This is a genomic window from Corynebacterium striatum, assembly GCF_016728105.1.
GTDB classification, from domain to species: domain Bacteria; phylum Actinomycetota; class Actinomycetes; order Mycobacteriales; family Mycobacteriaceae; genus Corynebacterium; species Corynebacterium striatum.
Genome location: NZ_CP068158.1, coordinates 1304978 through 1323176, shown reverse-complemented (window position 1 = coordinate 1323176; position 18199 = coordinate 1304978). Strand labels below are relative to the sequence as shown.

Below are 18199 nucleotides of genomic sequence, written 5' to 3'. Positions count from 1 at the left end.
TCTTCGGCGGCAATCAGTAGTCGCACGTTAAACTAAAAGGTCGTTGTCCCGGTTCGGGGCGGCGGCCTTTTGTCGTTAATTATTAGGGAGAATCGTGTTCGAAGGACCTCTGCAGGATCTCATCGACGAGTTTTCACGCCTGCCTGGCGTGGGCCCAAAGTCGGCGCAGCGTATCGCTTTTCACGTGCTGCACATGGATCCAGAGGACGTCGATCGCTTGCAAAACGCCCTCGGTGCGGTGCGCGACGGCGTGACCTTCTGCCGCATTTGCTGCAATATCTCCCGCGAAGAGGTGTGCCGCATCTGCGTGAATTCGCAACGCGACGCCTCGACCATATGCGTGGTTGAGGAGCCTAAAGACATCCAGGTCATCGAGCGAACTGGCGAGTACAACGGCCGCTATCACGTGCTGGGCGGTGCTTTGGACCCCCTGGCCAACGTCGGCCCGAAGGACCTTAATATTTCTGCGTTGTTGCAGCGCATCGGCGGCGTGCTGCCGGACCGAGAGCTAGCGGATTCCACTCCGGACGCGCCGTTGTACGACACGACGCCGGAGATCAAAGAGGTTATCCTCGCCACGGACCCGAATACCGAGGGCGAGGCCACCGCGGCATACCTAGTCCGCTTGCTGCGAGACTTCCCTGACCTAAAGATCACCCGCCTCGCATCCGGCATGCCGCTGGGTGGCGACCTTGAGTTCGTGGATGAACTGACGCTGTCCCGCGCGCTGTCGGGTCGTTTGACGGTGTAGCTGTCTTAGCAGCCGCCCTAATTGCCGAATTGTGGCGCTAAGTTGCGCGAAAATGGCGACGATTTGGCATTTAGGGCGGCTAAGGCAAGCCGCGAGCGTCAGCTGAGCGCCCGCAGTTGCGTGACTAGAGCTGCGAGCGCGGCGGCTTCGAAGCGTTGAAGCGCTCTGTGCGCAGCTGGGACACGGCTGGGATGTCGAGGGGCTCGAGATCCGCCAAAGCGATGCCCTGGGCCTTGGCCAGCAGCAGGTCAGCGAGCTGCGGGTTGCGGGCTAGTGCTGGTCCGTGCATGTAAGTAGCGATGACGCTGCCCTGAACGGCGCCTTCGGCTGTGCGCTGCTCGGAGGCATCGGCAAGGTCCGCGGTAGCGGCAGTGTCGGCATTACCCTGTCCGCGGGTGAGCTTGCCCAGCGGCTGCGCAGCCGGGCCCAGGATGGTCGCGCCCATGTGGTTCTCAAAACCGGTGAGAGGCTCGGTGAGTTCCGCAGTGATGCCAGCGCGGGTGGGCTCAGAGGAGACCTCGCCGATGGCGCGTTCGGCCATGGAAGCGGTGGTGGCGTCGATAAGCCCCACGCCGTCGATAATGCGGCCGGAGGCGCGGAAGGACTCACCGAGAACCTGTAGGCCTGCGCAAATGGCGATGATTGGGCGGCCTGCGTTGGCCGCACGCGTGAGGCCACCGTCTGCGATGAGGTGCTCAGCAGCGAGAATCTGTGCCACGTCCTCGCCGCCACCAAGGGTGTAGACGTCGAGGGAATCCGGCACTGGCTCGCCCAGCTTGATCGGGATGATGTCCGCCTCGAGGCCGCGCATGCGGGCGCGCTGACGCAGGACTAGAGCATTGCCATCGTCGCCGTAGGTGCCCAAAACATCCGGCAGGATGAGGCCGATCTGCAGCTTAGTCATTGGTGGTCTCCTTTGCTTCGCGCTCAAGCGCCTTCTTTAAGTCGCGGAAAGCGGTGTAGTTAGCCAGAACCTCGATGCGACCCGGAGGGCAGGCCTTGATGGCTTCCAGCGGATCGCGGATGAGCTCGTGCGAGATATCGGCATAAACCAAGCGCACAGCCAGATCGGTGCCGCGCTCGCCGGAAGCTTTGACTGCCAGCTTCGCAAAGTCCTCGAACTTCACGTCCCACAGCCAGGACATGTCGATGCCGTCAGCGACGTGGCCATTGGTGGCGATGACGAGGCCTTCGGCGGTGCGGTCCACCATGGACAGCGCCTCTTGCCAGCCGGCCGGGTTCTTAGCCAAAAGCAGGCGAATCTTCTGGTTACCAAGGGTGATGGTGGAGTAGCGGCCGGCGACGTCGGCAACGGACTCGGTGGCGGAAAGCGCCTTGTCGAGGTCCACGCCGAATCCCTCCACGGCAGCAGCGATGGCCTGGGCGGCGTTGCCGCGATTGGCGCGGCCAGGCAGGGCGAGGTTCAATGCACGCTCACCTTGCGGAGTGTGGAGTCCAGCTTGGTCCACGGACCAGGTGGGAGCGGGGCGGCGGAATTCGCGGCCGTCGGCAAGCGGCTTGACGGCACGCCAATCCTCACCGTCGCGAATGATGTGGCCGCCGGTACGTGGGCAGGTCACGGACTCGCCGAGCCAGCCGGCACCAGCGGAAACCCAGATGACGTTCTTGGCGTCGTATGCCACGGAGGTCATGAGGACGTCGTCGCAGTTAGCGATGATGAGCATGTCCGGGTGCGCCTCAACCGCGCCGCGCAGGGCGCGTTCAATCTTGTTAATCTCGCCCACGCGGTCCAGCTGGTCGCGGGAGAGATTCAGCAGCACCAAAGCCTGCGGGTTGAGCTTGTCCGCCACATGCGGAACGTGCAGCTCGTCGACCTCGAGGACGAGGCGGCTGGCGTTTTTACCGGCCAGCAATGCAGAGATGATTCCGGCATCCATGTTGTCGCCACCGTCGTTGGTGGCCACGGTGTGCTCAGCACGCACGGCGGCGGCGAGCATGCGGGTAGTGGTGGACTTGCCGTTGGTGCCAGTAACCAGGACTGCGGGGCGGTCGCCACCGAGGTGGGCCATGATCTGTGGGTCAATAGCGCCGGCAACGAGGCCACCAATCATTCCGCCTGCTCCGCGGCCGGTGGCGCGGGAGGCGGTGGTGGCCAGCTTGGCGGCGGTAGTGGCGGCGTTGGTACGCAGAGACTGCAACGTGCCAGAAAGGTTAAAACTCATGCCCTTAGGGTAGTCGCGTCAGCGCACCGGACGGGACTCGCGCGCCTAGTTTTGTCCGGAGTTTTGATTCTTTGCAGAGTTATTCCCCGCAGAGTTGTTCCCTCCGCGGCGTCCGCGTCCGCCTCGTCCGCCGCGGCGGCGACGTCGCTTGTTGCCATTTCCAGAGCCGGACTTGTTCTGCGGTTTGTTCTGTGGGTTGTGTTGCGTGCTGTGCGCAGCATCCTGCTTGTTCTCAGCAACTTGTGCATTGGGATTGGCTGGCTTGCCTGTTGCGGAGGAAGACTTGCGGCGGGAGCGGCGTCGGTTAGCGTTGCTCGAACGGCGATTGTTGCTGTTCGGAACGTGTGCGTGTCGGCTCGACTGCTCCTTCTTTGGCTCCGGCTCCTGGGCCTCCTCGATGCGTTCGAGTGCGGCGAGGAAGGCCGTGTCAGACATCAGGGGGATGTCCTTGCGGTGCGCGTGCATCGGTTTGCCCACCAGGTCAGTGGTCACGTTGCAAACCACCAAGGAAGTCTCACGGGTCAGCTTTTCCGAGTAGTTGAGCTCCTCACGGCCAAGCGCAGAAATGATGGTGTCCGGATCTTCCAAGATTTCCGGGGCGACCACGATCTCCATGCCACGGCGCAGCTCCTTGCCCGGCTGGTACTTGCCCGGGTTATGGTGCTGCCGCGGAGCTTCCGCGGCGTCGACGCGCACGTGTGAGCGCTGCAGCCCAAAGCGGTCCGCGCGCAGTTCGTCAGGTGCGTACGTACTCAGCGTCTTGCCTGCTTGGAGGCGGTAGAGGCGGTACAGCAGGTGCGTAGCCTCACGGGAGGTCTCCGCCTCGCTGCGCTGCGCGCGCTGCGTAGTTGCGGTGGGTGGCGGTACATCGAGTCCGCTGCGCTTGGCGACGGCCGCCAGCCTAATGTCGTTCTCCCATACCCCCTGTCGGCGCGCGGTGGCGAGAGTATCCACGATGGTGACCGGGGTGGGAACGTGTCCGACCTTTTGACGGCGACGGCGTCCCTTGTTGCGATTGCGATTGCGCGAGCGATTCTGGCGGGCCGCTGCCATCATGGCGCGGCGGGCCTCGGACACGATGAAGCCCCAAGTGAAGGGGGTGTCGTGGACGATGAGCGTGCGGCCGTCGATAAGCCGGTCCAAGGGCTTGAGAAGGCGGGAGAAGGCTTGGCCTCTAGCGACCTCTTCGGGAGTCAGGCCATGAAGGTGGCGCGGACCGGGGTCTATGTCAGGGTTGACAACAGCATGGAATTCCTGGCCGACTTCGCCTTGCGCGTTGAAGGTTAGGGCGTCGATTGCAACGAGCCGAGCCGTGGAGGGGTGAATGCCTGTGGTCTGGACGGTGAGCGCGACGAAAGGATGCGCGGCCACGGCCTCGGCTTGCGCGATTTCTTGCGCGCTGGGCTCGCGGTGGTTGTGCGCTGGCTCTTGCTCAGTGGAAGCAGGGGTGCTGGCCGCGGAGTTTTGCGTCTGCGGCCCAGGCTTAGGCGGTTGTGCTTGCGGCTTGGGGCCGGGTTTCGGAGCGGAAGCCCGGCCGGGAGTGCGCGGGTGGCCAGTGGCCAGCGCAGCCGGAGAAGGCGCGGGGGCTGAATCAGGGCCGGGGGTCATGCTCATTCTTATCAGTGTAGTACCCAGACCGCGCGAAACCGCTCAACGGGCGAGCGTATGACTCAGGGGCGGATGATGATAGTTATTACCGTCGTTGTAACCTGCCTAGTCGGTGTGGCCGGGCTTGAGGGCTGCGTAGGTTCTGGCTGCTTGGTCGACGGTGGCGTGGTTTGTTGCGTGGTCGACGGGACGATCTCGGACGTAGGTGGCTGCGGAGTGCTTGGTTCGCGGCTCGTAGTAGGGGCGTCGGTGGTGGACGGATGGTCGACTGCGCGCTCCTTGGTATACACAGTGCTTGGGGGTGCGGTTGTAACCTCAACCGAAGGTGCCGGGCCGGTGGTCTCTGACTTGCGGGGCGCAGTAGTACGAGGTGCAGGTAGAACTACAGCAGTTTCAGTGACCTGCGGTACGTCTTCGTTTGCAGGCTCAGGCGTCGGTTCAATCGCCTTCGCCTGGATGCGCGTAGCTACGTTTCGGTGCCCATTTTTGTTGGAAGCGGAGTCAGAGTCCTCTTCAATAGTGCGGAATCCGCCTCGGCTTTCGGTGCCAGGAGCTGTAGCAACGGATGAGCTGGAATGGGACTTATTGCCCAAAGTATTGCGGGACGGTGTGACTTCGTCTTGGAAGGAGGAATCGTCGAAGGATTCTCCCTGTAATGCAGCTGTTTCCTCGTGTTCCTGCTTGTCTACAGAGAACATGGAAGCTGCAAAGTTTGCCCCGCCACCAACAATGACCGCGGTACTTGCAGCCGCCACCAGCTTTAAACCAATGTTGCTGCCCATGAGAGCCGTAGAAGCAGTTTTGGAAGTCATTAGGGCTGCAACTTGATTGTTGGTGGACCCGAAGAAGTGGATGTTTGCGTGCTCTGCTGCCTCTGCACGTGCAGCTGTAACAGCAGAAAGGCCCATTGACGCTGCGGTGAGGGTGCCAGCTACGACTGCGCGATTAGCTTTATCCTCAGCATCGGCATAAACAACCAAGCTCGGCTTGGATTCCTCCATGCAGTAGTAGGCGTGAGCGACTGCAAGGAGGCCGTTTTGCTGATACTCTAGCACCGTGTTTGCAAGGCGACGGGCATCTTCGCGGTCCAGAGAGGCAATTTGTACTCCGTCGACGAGAACAGCTACAGCGCGGCGGCCAAGGAAACGGCGGGCATGGAGCGTGACGAGGAAGTGCTCGGCTCCCTCGGGGAGCACGTCCATTTTTGGTTGGAAATTAGTGATGGTTGCAGGGGTTGAACCCGGCAGCAAGGCCCATCGCTCAGCTGGGGGGTTATTTGCAGGCACGCATAGGCCCGGGGCTGGGAGCTGAACGTCAAAGGAAGGCCACTGTTCGCCGTCCATTTCGACCATCGCGATGCGAGCGGTGACGTGTGGATGCAGGCCAGCATCAATGATCCAGTCCAGCTCGGTATAAGCGCTGACGTCGCTCTTTTCGAGGTGGCCGATCGTGGTGTCCTGATAGCGGACCCTGAAGCCTTCTTTGGAGGAACCGCTCAAATTGACCTTGATTTCTGGTTGATCGGTGCCCGTTTTTTCCATAAGGTCCACCAAGAAGTCAGGGTTTACTTCTTGGATGGGAATGTTATTGACATTGCCAAAACCATGGTCAGGGACCATGTAGTTGGTCGACTTCATCAATATTCGCCTTCTTATAGGGGGTACCGGCTGAGCCAAAAAGTCGGGGTTTAATAAAACTAAGTATTCAAATACTGCAATCACCGGCAAGCATTGGGGTGGAGTTGCCGGTGACAGCTTCACTATTCACTAAAATGCACGCAAACGTTAGTGATCTGTAGAAATCTTACTTCGAAAATGAATAGTTTTCAAACGTATAAGCTGGCCTTTAGCTGGGACTATTGACGCTTTGCGAGTGGGGGAAGCATATTACGCCTAACGAATAATGTTTAGTGGGCAGCCATATATACAGTTGACAAAATTAATGCAACGACAGTCAAAATAATAAGAATGAGCCAGAGTTTAGGACTGCCCGGCTTGGGTGATGCATCACCTTTTGTGCTGGGGAGTCGATCGATGCGGGAAAGGTCTGTATCGGTGATGGCTTTAAAACTGGCCGTCTCGAAAGTCTCGGCGGCAACGCTAGTGGTGGCGGTACGTTCTGCTAAAAGACGTTCCTGGCCCGTTCCCTCCCGCGATTCTTGGGAGACGGCGTTAGAGGCGTAAATGTTAAGCACGCGCCCGTTTTGGCGGGGGTAGTGGTAAGCATGCGCTAGTGTGGTCAGCCCATCTGCGGCATTTTCTGTGATGATCGCAGAAAGGTATGCGGGGGCGTCGTCTAGCGTTGCGATGAATTGCGGCCCTAAGTATGCGCTGATGCTGTGGGGATCGGATTCGGCGGTTCGCAGGGTGACAAGAAGGTGGATGCGGCCGTAGTGCGGAATATCCACGTCGTCTGGAATGTCGTGAACGCTTATAGCGGGGGCATAATCCAGTATTGCCCACGGGGAACTCGGCGGGTTATTGGCGGGCAAACATAGGCCTGGCCGTGGTAGAAGGATGGCGGGCTGGGTGCCGTGGAGAAAAGTGACGGCGGGGGTTAGGCCGGCGTCGAAAAGCAGCTCAATTTCTGGATACTCTGCAGCATCGCGGGCAGCGATCGAGCCCAGCTTCTCTTCGCCGGACATGACATCCCACCCGCCGTTAGTCAGACGCGTGAGGGAAACGAGTTGCTTCTCAGGATCGGAGGGCGCGGTAGCGGCATCCCAAACGGGAAGCGACTGAACTGCGCCTAGGCCAAGGTGCGGGATGGGATACAGGGGAGAAGTCATGTTTCGACTTCTACCACCTAAACCGTATCCGCGGGGCTTTGGCCTAGGCGCGCAGTCGGGGAGGGGTGTGCAGATGCGGCTAGTTCAGTGCGCGGTTGACCGCAGAGTTGATGGCGAAGATCGAGGCTCGAGTGGTTGAGCCTGCGATGCCCGCGCCCCACACTTGGGTGCCGTTGACATCGGCAGCAATGTAACAAGCTGCTTCAGCGTCGTCACCAGCGGTACGGGACTGCTGGGAATACTCGATGACCTCGAAGTCGATGCCGAGGTGTTCCAGAGCGTTGGCGTAGGCCGCAATCGGGCCGTTGCCGTGGCCGGAGATGACATGTTCGGAGCCGTTGTACTCGACGGTTGCCGTGACCTTTGCCTCCGAGTCGTCGTTAGGCGAGTTATCGATCAGGAAGGTCTTGTGCGCCAGCGGTGCTTCGCGGTCCAGGAACTCGGTGGCGAAGATGTCCCACATGTTCTTGGAGTTGACCTCGCCGCCTTCGGTATCGGTAACCTCCTGTACCACAGCGGAGAACTCCGCCTGCATGGCGCGCGGCATGTTGATGCCGTGATCCGTCTTCATGATGTAGGCAACGCCGCCCTTGCCCGACTGCGAGTTCACGCGAATAACAGCCTGGTAGTCGCGGCCGACGTCCTTCGGGTCGATGGGCAGGTAAGGAACCTCCCAGACGGTCTCGCGCAGCTCGTCCCAGGAGACCTCGGTGTTGTTGGCGCCAGGGCGAACCTCGTTGGCCAGTGCATCCAGACCCTTGTTGATGGCGTCCTGGTGGGAACCGGAGAAAGCGGTGAAGACCAGCTCGCCGCCATAGGGGTGGCGCTCAGGAACGCGCAGCTGGTTGCAGTATTCCACGGTCTCGCGGATGGCGGGCAGGTCGGTGAAATCGATCTGCGGATCGACGCCCTGCGTCAGCATATTCAGGCCCAAGGTGATGAGGTCCACGTTGCCGGTACGCTCGCCGTTACCGAACAGGCAGCCTTCGATGCGGTCGGCGCCCGCCAGGTAGCCCAGCTCGGCTGCGGCGATGCCCTCGCCACGGTCGTTGTGCGGGTGCAGGGACAGGATGATGGAGTCGCGCTTGGCAAAGTTGCGGTGCATCCACTCGATGGAGTCGGCGTAGACGTTCGGGGTGATCATTTCCACTGTGGAAGGCAGGTTGATGATCATCGGGTGCTCCGGGGTGGCCTCCATGATGTCTACGACGGCGTCGCATACCTCGACGGCGAAGTCCAGCTCAGTGCCGGTGAAGGACTCAGGAGAGTACTCCCAGCGCCAGTTGGTGTCTGGGTAGTCCTTGGCGATCTCCTTGATGAGCGCGGCGGCATCGGTAGCCAGCTTCTTGATGGCCGGGCGGTCCTTGCGGAAGACCACGCGGCGCTGCAGCTTGGAGGTGGAGTTGTAAAAGTGAACGATGACGTTCTTGGCGCCTTCGCAAGCCTCAAAGGTGCGGCGAATCAGGTGCTCGCGGGCCTGAACCAGAACCTGGATGGTGACGTCTTCAGGGATCTTGTTCTGTTCGATGATTTCACGCACGAAGTTGAAGTCCGTCTGAGATGCGGAAGGAAAACCTACCTCGATTTCCTTGTATCCCATCTTGACCAGCAGGTCGAACATGCGGTGTTTGCGCTGCGGGCTCATTGGAGCGATCAGCGCCTGGTTGCCGTCGCGCAGGTCCACAGCGCACCACTGTGGGGCGGAGATGATCTTCTTGTCAGGCCAGGTGCGGTCCGGCAGCTGGATATCCTCGACCTCTTCGGCGAAGCTCAGGTAGCGGTTAACCGGCATCGAGGAGCCGCGCTGCTTGTTCCATGCGGGCTGGTTCTCGCCGAATGGGCCGTTAGGAGTGGTGATCTCGCGAGGTGCAGAAATGAAGGAATCGTTGGGAGACATGTTTTATAAGGTCCTTGAAGGTTTTGAAAGGTTTGTGGAAGCTGTGTCTCACGGCCAGCTGTGGCAATGGCGGCTGAATGCGCATCACTGAACACCGCGACGGGACGCTGGCCGCAAGATTATCAAGGCCTAATTCCCGCCGCGGCAAATAAGGAGGAGGATCAGCCGCGTAGTCATGTGGATCACACTAACGTGCTTCCCATTCCGTGGCAAGTGTTCCCATGGGGTGAGACAAATGAGGGTGTGGCTTGGGGGAGGAGAATGCGAAATCTGGAAGATTCGTCCAGCCTAATGCGGCATATTGCCGGCGGCGGGCGCTTAACCTATAGCATTATCCATTGTGGAGAACGCGAGCAAAACAGGTCTCGGTGAGGAAGCGGAAAGCAATGCGCTTGGCGACGTCGTCAAGCACGAGCGTCAGCGCGATTGGATCGCGGCCCTGGGCGTGGGCGTCCTAGGAAACATCCTGCGCATTGCTGTGCTCGCTATGTTTGCCAAGGCCAACGATGATAATTTGTGGGGCCTGCTCAATAAATGGGACGCCGTATATTACACAGAAATTGCACGCGCCGGCTACTTCAACGCCGATATTGCGACCGAGGGCAACGTTTATGAAACGACGATGGCCTTCTTTCCGGGTTTTCCTTTACTCATTAAGCTCGTCAGTTTCCTGGGATTTTCGGAACCCATCGCCGCTATCCTCCTGAATTTTGTGTTTACCGTGGTTATGGCCTCAGGTGTTATGGCAATCGCGCAGCGCATGGGTGCGGACTTCAAGGCACGCGTGGCCGCAGCAATCGCGGTGACCTCAGCGCCGATGTCCATCGTCTTCGCGATGCCGTACACGGAGGCGCTGTTTGGCGCGTTGACAATGTGGGCGCTCGTTGCGCTCATTGACCGGAAATGGCTGCTCGCGGGTCTTTTTGTCTTTGCGCTTTCTGCCGTTCGTCTGACCTCGGTGGACGTGATCTTGGTCTTCGGCGTGATTGTGCTGTTGTGGGGTGCACGGGAATGGAAGGCGTGGGTGGCGCTGGTGGCCTCGGCGTTGCCGCTGCTGGGTTATCTCACGATGGCCAACCACTACCTAGCTTCCGCCGGTGGATATTTTGGAATTCAGAAAGAACACTGGAATTCACAGTTCGACTTCGGCGTGGCCACCTTTAAATGGGTTAAATCCACGCTGATGACCGCGGATCACGCAGGATTTCTGCTATCTACCTCGGTCATCGTTGGCGCTCCCATTCTGTTGGTGCTTGCCTGGCGCAAGCTTCCGCTGCCGGTGTGGCTCTTTTCGGCAGCGCTCATAGCTAACGTGCTGCTCTCGGACGGAATCATGCACTCGCGCCCACGCCTTCTGCTTCCGGCTGCCGTGCTCTTTATTCCGTGGACAATCGAAATGAGTAAGTGGGCAAGCTCCCGTCAGATGGCTTTTGTAATGGGCGCAGTGGTGCTTGGTGGCGCCTGGTTCTCGGCGCACATGCTGGCTGTTTTTGACTGGGCGATTTAGCAGTTTTGAAGGGGCGATTTATAACGCGCTGGCCGGGCCGAGCTAATTATCGGCCTGCACTTGGGCACGTCCCACTGGCCGCCGAGAGAGGACGATCGTTGCTAGAATCATGACGGCCAAGGCGGCGGCCATCACGGACCAGCCCGTGATGGAATCTACTTGGAATTCCTCGCCGAGCACTACATAACCCAAGCTGAAGGCGATGATGGGCTCCATGATGGTCATGGCAGGAAGCGACTGCGCGAGCGGGCCGGCATGGAAAGAATACTGTTGTAATACCGTGCCTGTTCCAGCCAGAAAGACGAGGCCGTATAGCTGCCACGATTGCGCGAGCTGCCACAGCCCATCGTTGGTGAAAATGTCCACCACGGACTTGGACAAGAGTGCGACGTAGCCATAGAGCGCGCCGCAGGCTGTTCCCAGGGCGAGCGCACGCCGGGCACGGTAGCGCCAGGCGAACAGACCTAAAAGGGCCAAACCAGCGGCACCACACACAAGCGGCGGCCACCATTCATTGAGGGAGGGACGGGGATTGCCGGCAGTGGGACGGCCGTAGACCACCAAGACGCCCACAGCGATTGTCAGCGCCGCGCACCAGAAGGTCTCGTGAAATGACAGCGCACGCTTGGAGTACCAGGCGGAAAGGGGGAGCGTGAACATGAGGGAAAGCACCAAAATGGGCTGGACCACCAGCAGGGTTCCGAATCCTAAAGCGATGATTTGCAGGCAATAGGCCACCACTGCTGCTAGGGTGCCGACCCACCATAAGGGGTTGCCCATGGCTGTGCGCATGACGGAACTTGACGCTTCGAGAGCGATCCGGTGGCGGATGACGGTTCCCCACGCCACGGTGAGGGCCGAGGCGAGGGCGAACAAGACCGCCAAGAGATTGCTTAACACCCCACCACCGTACTCAAGGCGCCGTGAATATAACGAATGATTCAGGCGTGTGCAGTGATTTCCGTATTTGCGGGCAGCTGCGGGGTTGCTGCGTTATGGTGGCGGAGCGGCGCTAAAAATACGGCGCAATGCATGATTGGTGAATAAAAACACTTTGATCCCCTTCACATATTGTGAAAGAAAGTACCTCGCCGGGGTAGCATGGACAACTGACTAATGCACGACAGGTATAGCAGGGCTTATCGGCCCTGTGGCTATAGCCTGTCGCGGGAAACGCACAGTGAAAGGTGGATATCCCAACGTGGCCCTGATCGTTCAAAAATACGGAGGCTCATCCCTCGAAACCGCGGAGCGCATCCGTGCTGTCGCCGAGCGCATTGTGGCTACCAAGAAGGCGGGCAACGACGTGGTTGTTGTCTGCTCCGCCATGGGGGACACCACCGATGAGCTGCTGGATCTGGCAGCCCAAGTAAACCCAGTGCCGCCGCAGCGCGAGATGGACATGCTCCTGACTGCGGGTGAGCGCATTTCCAACGCTTTGGTGGCCATGGCCGTAGAGTCCTTTGGCGCGGAGGCCCAGTCCTTTACAGGCTCCCAAGCCGGCGTGCTTACCACTGAGCGCCACGGCAACGCGCGCATCGTGGACGTCACGCCGGGCCGCATTACTGAGGCTCTGGAACAGGGCAAGATTTGTATCGTCGCTGGTTTCCAGGGCGTTAATAAGGAAAGCCGCGACGTTACCACCTTGGGTCGCGGCGGCTCCGACACCACCGCCGTGGCCCTCGCGGCGGCGCTGCAAGCCGATGTCTGTGAGATCTACTCTGACGTCGATGGTGTTTATACCGCGGACCCACGCATTGTGCCGGATGCGCAGAAGCTGGAGAAGCTCTCCTTCGAAGAGATGTTGGAGATGGCGGCCGTCGGCTCCAAGATTCTTGTCCTGCGCAGCGTGGAATACGCCCGCGCATTCAACGTACCCCTGCGAGTTCGCTCGTCTTATTCAAACGACCCCGGCACCTTGATCGCCGGTTCAATGGAGGATATCCCTGTGGAAGAAGCAGTACTCACTGGCATCGCGACCGATAACTCTGAAGCCAAGGTTACCGTCTTGGGCATCCCGGACCGCCCGGGTGAGGCAGCGAAGGTGTTCCGCGCCATCGCCGAGGCCGAGATCAACATCGACATGGTCCTGCAGAATGTCTCTTCCCTGGAGTCCGGCACCACCGACATCACCTTCACCTGCCCGCGTGCCGATGGCCCGCGCGCGATGGAGATCTTGACCAAGCTCAAGAACGAGGGTCACTGGGCAAACGTGCTTTACGACGACCAAGTGGGCAAGGTTTCCTTAGTCGGTGCAGGCATGAAGTCTCACCCGGGTGTTACCGCAGACTTCACCGAAGCGCTGCGTGACGCCGACGTCAACATGGAGCTTATCTCCACATCCGAGATCCGCATCTCCGTGCTCGTCCGCGAGACTGACCTCAATAAGGCGGCTGTGGCATTGCACGAGAAGTTCCAGCTGGGGGGCGAAGAAGAAGCTACCGTCTACGCTGGTACGGGCCGCTAAAAACATTTCAGGGAAAGAAGGAAATTTTCATGACCACCATTGCAGTCGTAGGAGCTACCGGCCAGGTAGGACGCGTAATGCGCTCCATCCTTGAAGAGCGAAACTTCCCTGCGGATAAGGTGCGCTTCTTTGCGTCACCGCGCTCTGCTGGCCAGGAGCTGGAGTTCCGTGGTGAAAAGATCGTGGTTGAAGATCTCTCCCAGGTCACTGAGGCCTCCATTGCTGACGTAGACATTGCTCTGTTTTCCGCCGGTGGCGCTACCTCGCGCGATTGGTCCCCGGTCTTCGCCGCTGCTGGTGCAACTGTAGTGGATAACTCTTCTGCATTCCGCAAGGATCCTGAGGTCCCGCTCATCGTGTCTGAGGTAAACCCGGAGGAGGCAAAGAATCCGCCGAAGGGCATCATTGCTAACCCGAACTGCACCACCATGGCCGCAATGCCGGTTCTTAAAGTCTTGCACGATGCTGCTGGCCTGAACCGTTTGCACGTGTCTTCTTATCAGGCAGTTTCTGGCTCTGGCTTGGCTGGCGTTGAGGCCTTGGCCAAGCAGGCTGCCGAGATTGGAGATCGCAACGTAGAGCTCGTCCATGATGGCTCTGTTCTGGAGGTCTCTGAGGATGAGCTTGGCCCATATGTTGCTCCGATTGCCTTCAACGCGCTGCCTTTTGCTGGCAACTTGGTTGATGATGGCTCTGAGGAAACCGATGAGGAACAGAAGCTGCGCAACGAGTCGCGCAAGATCCTGGGTATTCCTGAGCTCAAGGTTGCTGGCACCTGCGTGCGCATCCCGGTATTTACCGGCCACACCCTGACCATCCATGCGGAGTTCGACAAGGCAATCACCCCGGACGAGGCACGCCGCCTGCTTGCCGACGCCCCCGGTGTCAAGGTCGTCGACGTTCCAACCCCGCTTGCTGCTGCAGGCATCGATGAGTCCCTGGTGGGCCGCATCCGACAGGATCAGTCCGTGGATGACAACAAGGGCCTCGTGCTGGTTGTCTCCGGCGATAATCTTCGCAAGGGCGCGGCTTTGAACACGATTCAGATTGCTGAGTTGTTGGTCTAGCGCGCGGACCTAATACAAAGCCATAAAACACAGAAAGGAGCTTGTACATCCAATAAACGGATGTACAAGCTCCTTTTTAGTTATTTACTTCGGATTCTTACTTTGGGACTTCCGGCTTGGTGTGCTCGACGAAGACCACGGAAGGATCAGGATCTTCACGGTCGTATTCGAGCTCTTCATCTGCCTCGAGCTCCTCGTGGATTTCTTCTTCGACGGCATCGACAAACTCCGCAGTTTCCATGTTGGAGGCCGTGGCCAAGGTGCGCAGTTCCTTTTCATTCTTCTTGGTAAAGTGCTCACGCGGATCAAGGCGGCGCTGGACCAGCGTACGAGCACGCGTGCGGCGGTCTGATTCCTTTACCATCTTGCCGCGGTTTTTAACCCAGCCAAAGAGCATGGTGGCAATGACCACCAAGCCGCCGTAGCCGAGAATTGGATAAATCAGTCCGACGAGCTCCTTGAAATCAGCGAAGGACAGCGCAAAGCCAATGAGGCAGGTAATGAGGTAAACGGGGTAAAAGCGCTTCTCATGGCCGCGCGTCAGGCGTTTAGCCAGCGCGTAGAACATGCCCACTGCGGTGTTGAAAACCATGCCGTAAATGACAAAGGTCATTGCGTAACCCAGAGCGGGGTGGATGGTGTTAATCAACGCTAGGACAGGCATTGCCTGGCCATTTACCTGCGGTGCGGCAAAGAATAGGGCGCAGACCAGCAACGCCAGCATGAACAGGAAAATAGCGCCACCAATAACACCGCCTAGGCCGACGGTTTTGTTGTCTAGGAAGTTTCCACCAATCACAATGGCCATCGAAACGGTGCAAATAGCGGTTAGGCCGGTGTAATTAAGGGCGGCGATCCACGGATTAGCAATTGCGGGATCTACGTTGTGGATGGCGTAGTTGTTTGCTTCTTCCAAGGTCGTCTGGTTCGTTACCAAGCTGTAGATAGTGACGAAGCCGATGAAGACGATGATAAAAGGCGTGATAAGGCCTAAGACAGCGGTGACTTTATCGACGTCGAGAAGCCCCGTGATGAGCACCAACACCAGCATGATCAAGGCGCCCACCCACGTTGCCAGGGAAGGGAATTGTTGGGCGAGGTTGGCGCCGCCGCCGGCGAACATGACAAAGCCCACCGCAAAAAGCGTGATAATGGTGGCCCAGTCAAGGATTTTCGAGGTGATCGGCCCGGTGATTTGGGAGTAGACGGCGGTATGCTCCGAAGCCTGGAAATAGGATCCAAGCTGTAGGAAGGCGATGCCAGCAACGATCATGAGGGCGGCGGACAGCGCCATCCCCCACAATCCAAGCGTGCCGAAGGAAACAAAATATTGCATGGCTTCCTGGCCGGAGGCAAAACCAGCGCCGACCATAACGCCAATGAAGGCCATAGAGATGGCCACTGCGCGTTTAAACATAAGGTGTGGGGGAGTCTCGCTATCTCACACGCGCCGGGAGGGTAAGTCCGCGCTCATCATTTTGCAGGCGTGCAGTTTGTGTGCGAGGCGTTTGCTGCCATGGTGGCGCAATACCGGTTCGACGTTCGATTTATCACGTGTGCGTTGTACAACATTAGGCGTATGAGCTGGGTTAGGCCAACTCATACGCCTTGGAAAGGTCTGCTTAAGCAGGAAGAGGAGAGAGCTTTGTATTAGTCTCGTGGAACTTCCGGCTTGGTGTGCTCGACGAAGACCACGGAAGGATCAGGATCTTCACGGTCGTATTCGAGCTCTTCATCTGCCTCGAGCTCCTCGTGGATTTCTTCGGCGATGGCGTCCTCAAACTCGTCGGTCTTCATATTGGAAGCGGCCGCGAGCTTTGCGAGCTCCTTCTGATTCTTCTTGGTGAATCGTTGACGCGGGTCTAGCTTGCGCTGGACCAAGATGTGCGCACGATGACGGCGCTTGCTCTCCGACGTGATTTTGTCACGATTGGTGATCCATTTGAACACCATCACAGCGATCATGAGCAATCCCAAGTAACCCAGGACTGGGTAGACATTGCTGACCAGGGACTGGAAACCAATGAAAGACAAAATAAAGCCGATTACACAGGAAGCGGCATAAACAGGGTAGAAGAGCTTTGGCTTCTTGCGGGTTAGTCGCTTGCCCAGCGCATAGAACATTCCGACCGCGGTGTTGAATACCATGCCGTAAATAACGAACGTCATGATGTAACCGAGCGACGGATTAAGAGTGTTGATGAGTGCAAGCACCGGTAGATCCTGACCATTGACCTGCGGCGCCACCATGAACAAGGAGACAACCAAAAGGGTGAGCAGGATGAGGTAGATGATGCCGCCAATAAAGCCGCCAATTCCTACTGCGCGGTTATCAAGGATGTTGCCGCCAATGACGATGGACATGGACACAGCACACATAACGTTCAGGCCGGTGTAGTTCAGTGCAGCAAGCCACCAGTGAGAAAGGCTGGTGTCGACGTTGTTGACGGCAAAGTCATTGAGCTGTGCGAAGTCAACGTCAGCAGTCGCGATGGTGTAGCCGGTGGCCAACACAATGAAAAAGATGACGAACGGCGTGATGGTACCGATGACGGTAGTGACTCGGTCGACGTCAAGTAAGCCCACGAGAAGAACCAGCACCAACATGATGGTCGCGCCGATCCACAGCTTGACCTCGGGGAACTGCTGACTGATGGTTGAGCCGCCACCAGCAAACATAACGAAGCCGATGGAGAAAAGGGTCGCAATGGTGGACCAGTCGAGAATCTTGGATGTAATCGGTCCCGAGATTTTGTCATACACTGCGGTGTGCTCTGAGGCCTGGAAATAGGAGCCCAACTGCAAAATGGCGATACCCGTGATGAGCATCAAACCTGCGGCTAAGGCGACGCCCCAGAATCCTTGGTTTCCAAAGGCTACGAAGTACTGCATCGCTTCCTGGCCGGATGCAAAGCCTGCGCCAACAATGACGCCAATAAACGCCATGGAGATAGCCAATGCACGTTTCAGCATGAGGAGATTTCTCGCATTCCCACACGCGCCGAGCAAAAGAAATGCGCGCGTCTTATCGCGCGCTGGGTCGGGTCGACTGTCGATTTGTCACGTGTGTCTTTAACCAGGTTACTTTCGTTTGCCTGGGAACTGCCAGCCAAATAGTGGTTATTTCGTGAAAAATTATGAAATCCGTTCAGTATTCAGTCCCAAAAGCGCAGGCTTTATGGCCATATCGCGGTGCTGATAACTAGTAGATAACGATTTCCTTGTACTTGGGAATCCTGTGAAGCTCCAGCGGTGGTTAAGTAACAAGCGCCGTTGTGTGTGCAGCCCTTCTCGTAGGTGGTAGGCAGCGGCCACCGTCTACGTGTGTTCACCTTGTGACCGCAGGCTATTAGTCTGTGGAAGGATCGGTTCCTTCAATAAGGTCCTTGCGAGCGCGAGCCACGCGCGAGCGAATCGTGCCGACGCGCACGCCGGCGATCTTGGCTGCTTCTTCGTAGGTGTAGCCCAAGACCTGGGTGAGGATGAGGGCTTCGCGGCGGTCGGCAGGGAGGGCGTCGATAAGCGCACGTGCGTCGATCCAATCGCTCCACGTGCCTGAATTCTCGATTGCTGGGGCCTGGGCCGCCGCGTCCTCATACTCCGTGGCGGACTTGCGCGGGCGAGCCATGTCGTGCCGGATGTTGTCCACCCAGACCCGCCGTGCCAGGGATAGGAGCCAGGTGCGTGCCGACGAACGCGCAGCAAAGCGGGGGAGGGCACCAATGACCCGCAAATAGGTCTCTTGTGTGAGGTCATCGGCGATTTCCGGGCCGCCTAGGTGGGCGAGTAGCCGCCACACGTCGTCCTGCGTGGATTTGATGAACTCCGTTAGCGCCGCGCGGTCGCCACGACCAGCCCTGAGGGCAAGGTCGGTGACGCGTGCGTCGTCATGTTCGGAGTGGTGTTTCACCACCATGAACTTACCAGTATG

Annotated in this window: 14 protein-coding genes; 4 read left to right on the top strand and 10 right to left on the bottom strand. The window is 58.6% G+C overall.

Translation table 11 applies throughout. The features are described 5' to 3' along the window. The first annotated feature begins 94 nt into the window (after window positions 1-94). On the top strand, window positions 95-751 hold the full coding sequence (gene recR, locus I6I72_RS06235; protein ID WP_005530356.1) for a recombination mediator RecR: 657 nt from the start codon (window positions 95-97) through the stop codon (window positions 749-751). Window positions 752-875: 124 nt separating this feature from the next. Here the strand turns inward: recR and I6I72_RS06230 are convergent, their stop codons facing one another. The 6 genes from I6I72_RS06230 to leuA form a co-directional block, all read right to left on the bottom strand. Next, complete coding sequence (locus I6I72_RS06230; RefSeq protein ID WP_005530354.1) at window positions 876-1655, bottom strand: type 1 glutamine amidotransferase; 780 nt, start codon at window positions 1653-1655, stop codon at window positions 876-878. Beyond that, window positions 1648-2934 carry a Mur ligase family protein gene (locus I6I72_RS06225; RefSeq protein ID WP_049145430.1) on the bottom strand — a complete coding sequence of 429 codons (1287 nt, stop codon included), beginning with the start codon at window positions 2932-2934 and terminating at the stop codon, window positions 1648-1650. The genes I6I72_RS06230 and I6I72_RS06225 overlap by 8 nt, the downstream gene beginning before the upstream one ends. A 45-nt stretch (window positions 2935-2979) precedes the next feature. Then, window positions 2980-4548 (bottom strand): exonuclease domain-containing protein, encoded by a 1569-nt coding sequence (locus tag I6I72_RS06220; protein ID WP_201807701.1) that lies wholly within the window; start codon window positions 4546-4548, stop codon window positions 2980-2982. A 56-nt stretch (window positions 4549-4604) separates the two neighbouring features. After that, a complete protein-coding gene (locus I6I72_RS06215) occupies window positions 4605-6179 on the bottom strand; it encodes a hypothetical protein (RefSeq protein WP_049159613.1) in 1575 nt (524 codons plus the stop codon). Between the two features lie 269 nt (window positions 6180-6448). After that, window positions 6449-7330, bottom strand: coding sequence for a hypothetical protein (locus tag I6I72_RS06210; protein ID WP_005530346.1), 882 nt, complete (start codon window positions 7328-7330; stop codon window positions 6449-6451). Between the two features lie 79 nt (window positions 7331-7409). Next, complete coding sequence (leuA, locus tag I6I72_RS06205) at window positions 7410-9227, bottom strand: 2-isopropylmalate synthase (protein WP_049159618.1); 1818 nt, start codon at window positions 9225-9227, stop codon at window positions 7410-7412. 340 nt (window positions 9228-9567) lie between these two features. On the opposite strand from leuA, the gene I6I72_RS06200 reads away from it, so the two are divergent. Continuing rightward, on the top strand, window positions 9568-10734 hold the full coding sequence (locus I6I72_RS06200; protein ID WP_049145422.1) for a mannosyltransferase family protein: 1167 nt from the start codon (window positions 9568-9570) through the stop codon (window positions 10732-10734). 42 nt (window positions 10735-10776) lie between these two features. On the opposite strand, the gene I6I72_RS06195 is transcribed toward I6I72_RS06200, so the two are convergent. Then, complete coding sequence (locus I6I72_RS06195) at window positions 10777-11634, bottom strand: DMT family transporter (protein ID WP_049145421.1); 858 nt, start codon at window positions 11632-11634, stop codon at window positions 10777-10779. A 301-nt stretch (window positions 11635-11935) separates the two neighbouring features. Between I6I72_RS06195 and I6I72_RS06190 the strand changes: the two genes are divergently transcribed. Continuing rightward, window positions 11936-13201, top strand: coding sequence for an aspartate kinase (locus I6I72_RS06190; RefSeq protein ID WP_049064497.1), 1266 nt, complete (start codon window positions 11936-11938; stop codon window positions 13199-13201). A gap of 29 nt (window positions 13202-13230) precedes the next feature. Then, the gene (locus I6I72_RS06185) at window positions 13231-14268 is read left to right on the top strand and encodes an aspartate-semialdehyde dehydrogenase (protein WP_005530335.1); all 1038 of its coding nucleotides are present in this window, start codon (window positions 13231-13233) and stop codon (window positions 14266-14268) included. A 97-nt stretch (window positions 14269-14365) separates the two neighbouring features. Here the strand turns inward: I6I72_RS06185 and I6I72_RS06180 are convergent, their stop codons facing one another. From I6I72_RS06180 to I6I72_RS06170, 3 genes are all read right to left on the bottom strand, one after another. Then, window positions 14366-15685, bottom strand: a complete 1320-nt coding sequence (locus I6I72_RS06180; RefSeq protein WP_049145418.1) for a YkvI family membrane protein — start codon at window positions 15683-15685, stop codon at window positions 14366-14368. A gap of 233 nt (window positions 15686-15918) precedes the next feature. Continuing rightward, window positions 15919-17241 (bottom strand): YkvI family membrane protein, encoded by a 1323-nt coding sequence (locus I6I72_RS06175; protein WP_049145415.1) that lies wholly within the window; start codon window positions 17239-17241, stop codon window positions 15919-15921. A gap of 376 nt (window positions 17242-17617) precedes the next feature. Then, window positions 17618-18184 carry an RNA polymerase sigma factor gene (locus I6I72_RS06170; protein WP_049064492.1) on the bottom strand — a complete coding sequence of 189 codons (567 nt, stop codon included), beginning with the start codon at window positions 18182-18184 and terminating at the stop codon, window positions 17618-17620. Window positions 18185-18199: the final 15 nt, after the last annotated feature.

Coding starts and splice junctions, on each gene's coding strand:
- I6I72_RS06230 (WP_005530354.1), bottom strand. CDS start 1,655: ATGACTAAGCTGCAGATCGGCCTCATCCTGCCGGATGTTTTGGGCACC.
- I6I72_RS06225 (WP_049145430.1), bottom strand. CDS start 2,934: ATGAGTTTTAACCTTTCTGGCACGTTGCAGTCTCTGCGTACCAACGCC.
- I6I72_RS06220 (WP_201807701.1), bottom strand. CDS start 4,548: ATGAGCATGACCCCCGGCCCTGATTCAGCCCCCGCGCCTTCTCCGGCT.
- I6I72_RS06215 (WP_049159613.1), bottom strand. CDS start 6,179: ATGAAGTCGACCAACTACATGGTCCCTGACCATGGTTTTGGCAATGTC.
- I6I72_RS06210 (WP_005530346.1), bottom strand. CDS start 7,330: ATGACTTCTCCCCTGTATCCCATCCCGCACCTTGGCCTAGGCGCAGTT.
- leuA (WP_049159618.1), bottom strand. CDS start 9,227: ATGTCTCCCAACGATTCCTTCATTTCTGCACCTCGCGAGATCACCACT.
- I6I72_RS06185 (WP_005530335.1), top strand. CDS start 13,231: ATGACCACCATTGCAGTCGTAGGAGCTACCGGCCAGGTAGGACGCGTA.
- I6I72_RS06180 (WP_049145418.1), bottom strand. CDS start 15,685: ATGTTTAAACGCGCAGTGGCCATCTCTATGGCCTTCATTGGCGTTATG.
- I6I72_RS06175 (WP_049145415.1), bottom strand. CDS start 17,241: ATGCTGAAACGTGCATTGGCTATCTCCATGGCGTTTATTGGCGTCATT.
- I6I72_RS06170 (WP_049064492.1), bottom strand. CDS start 18,184: ATGGTGGTGAAACACCACTCCGAACATGACGACGCACGCGTCACCGAC.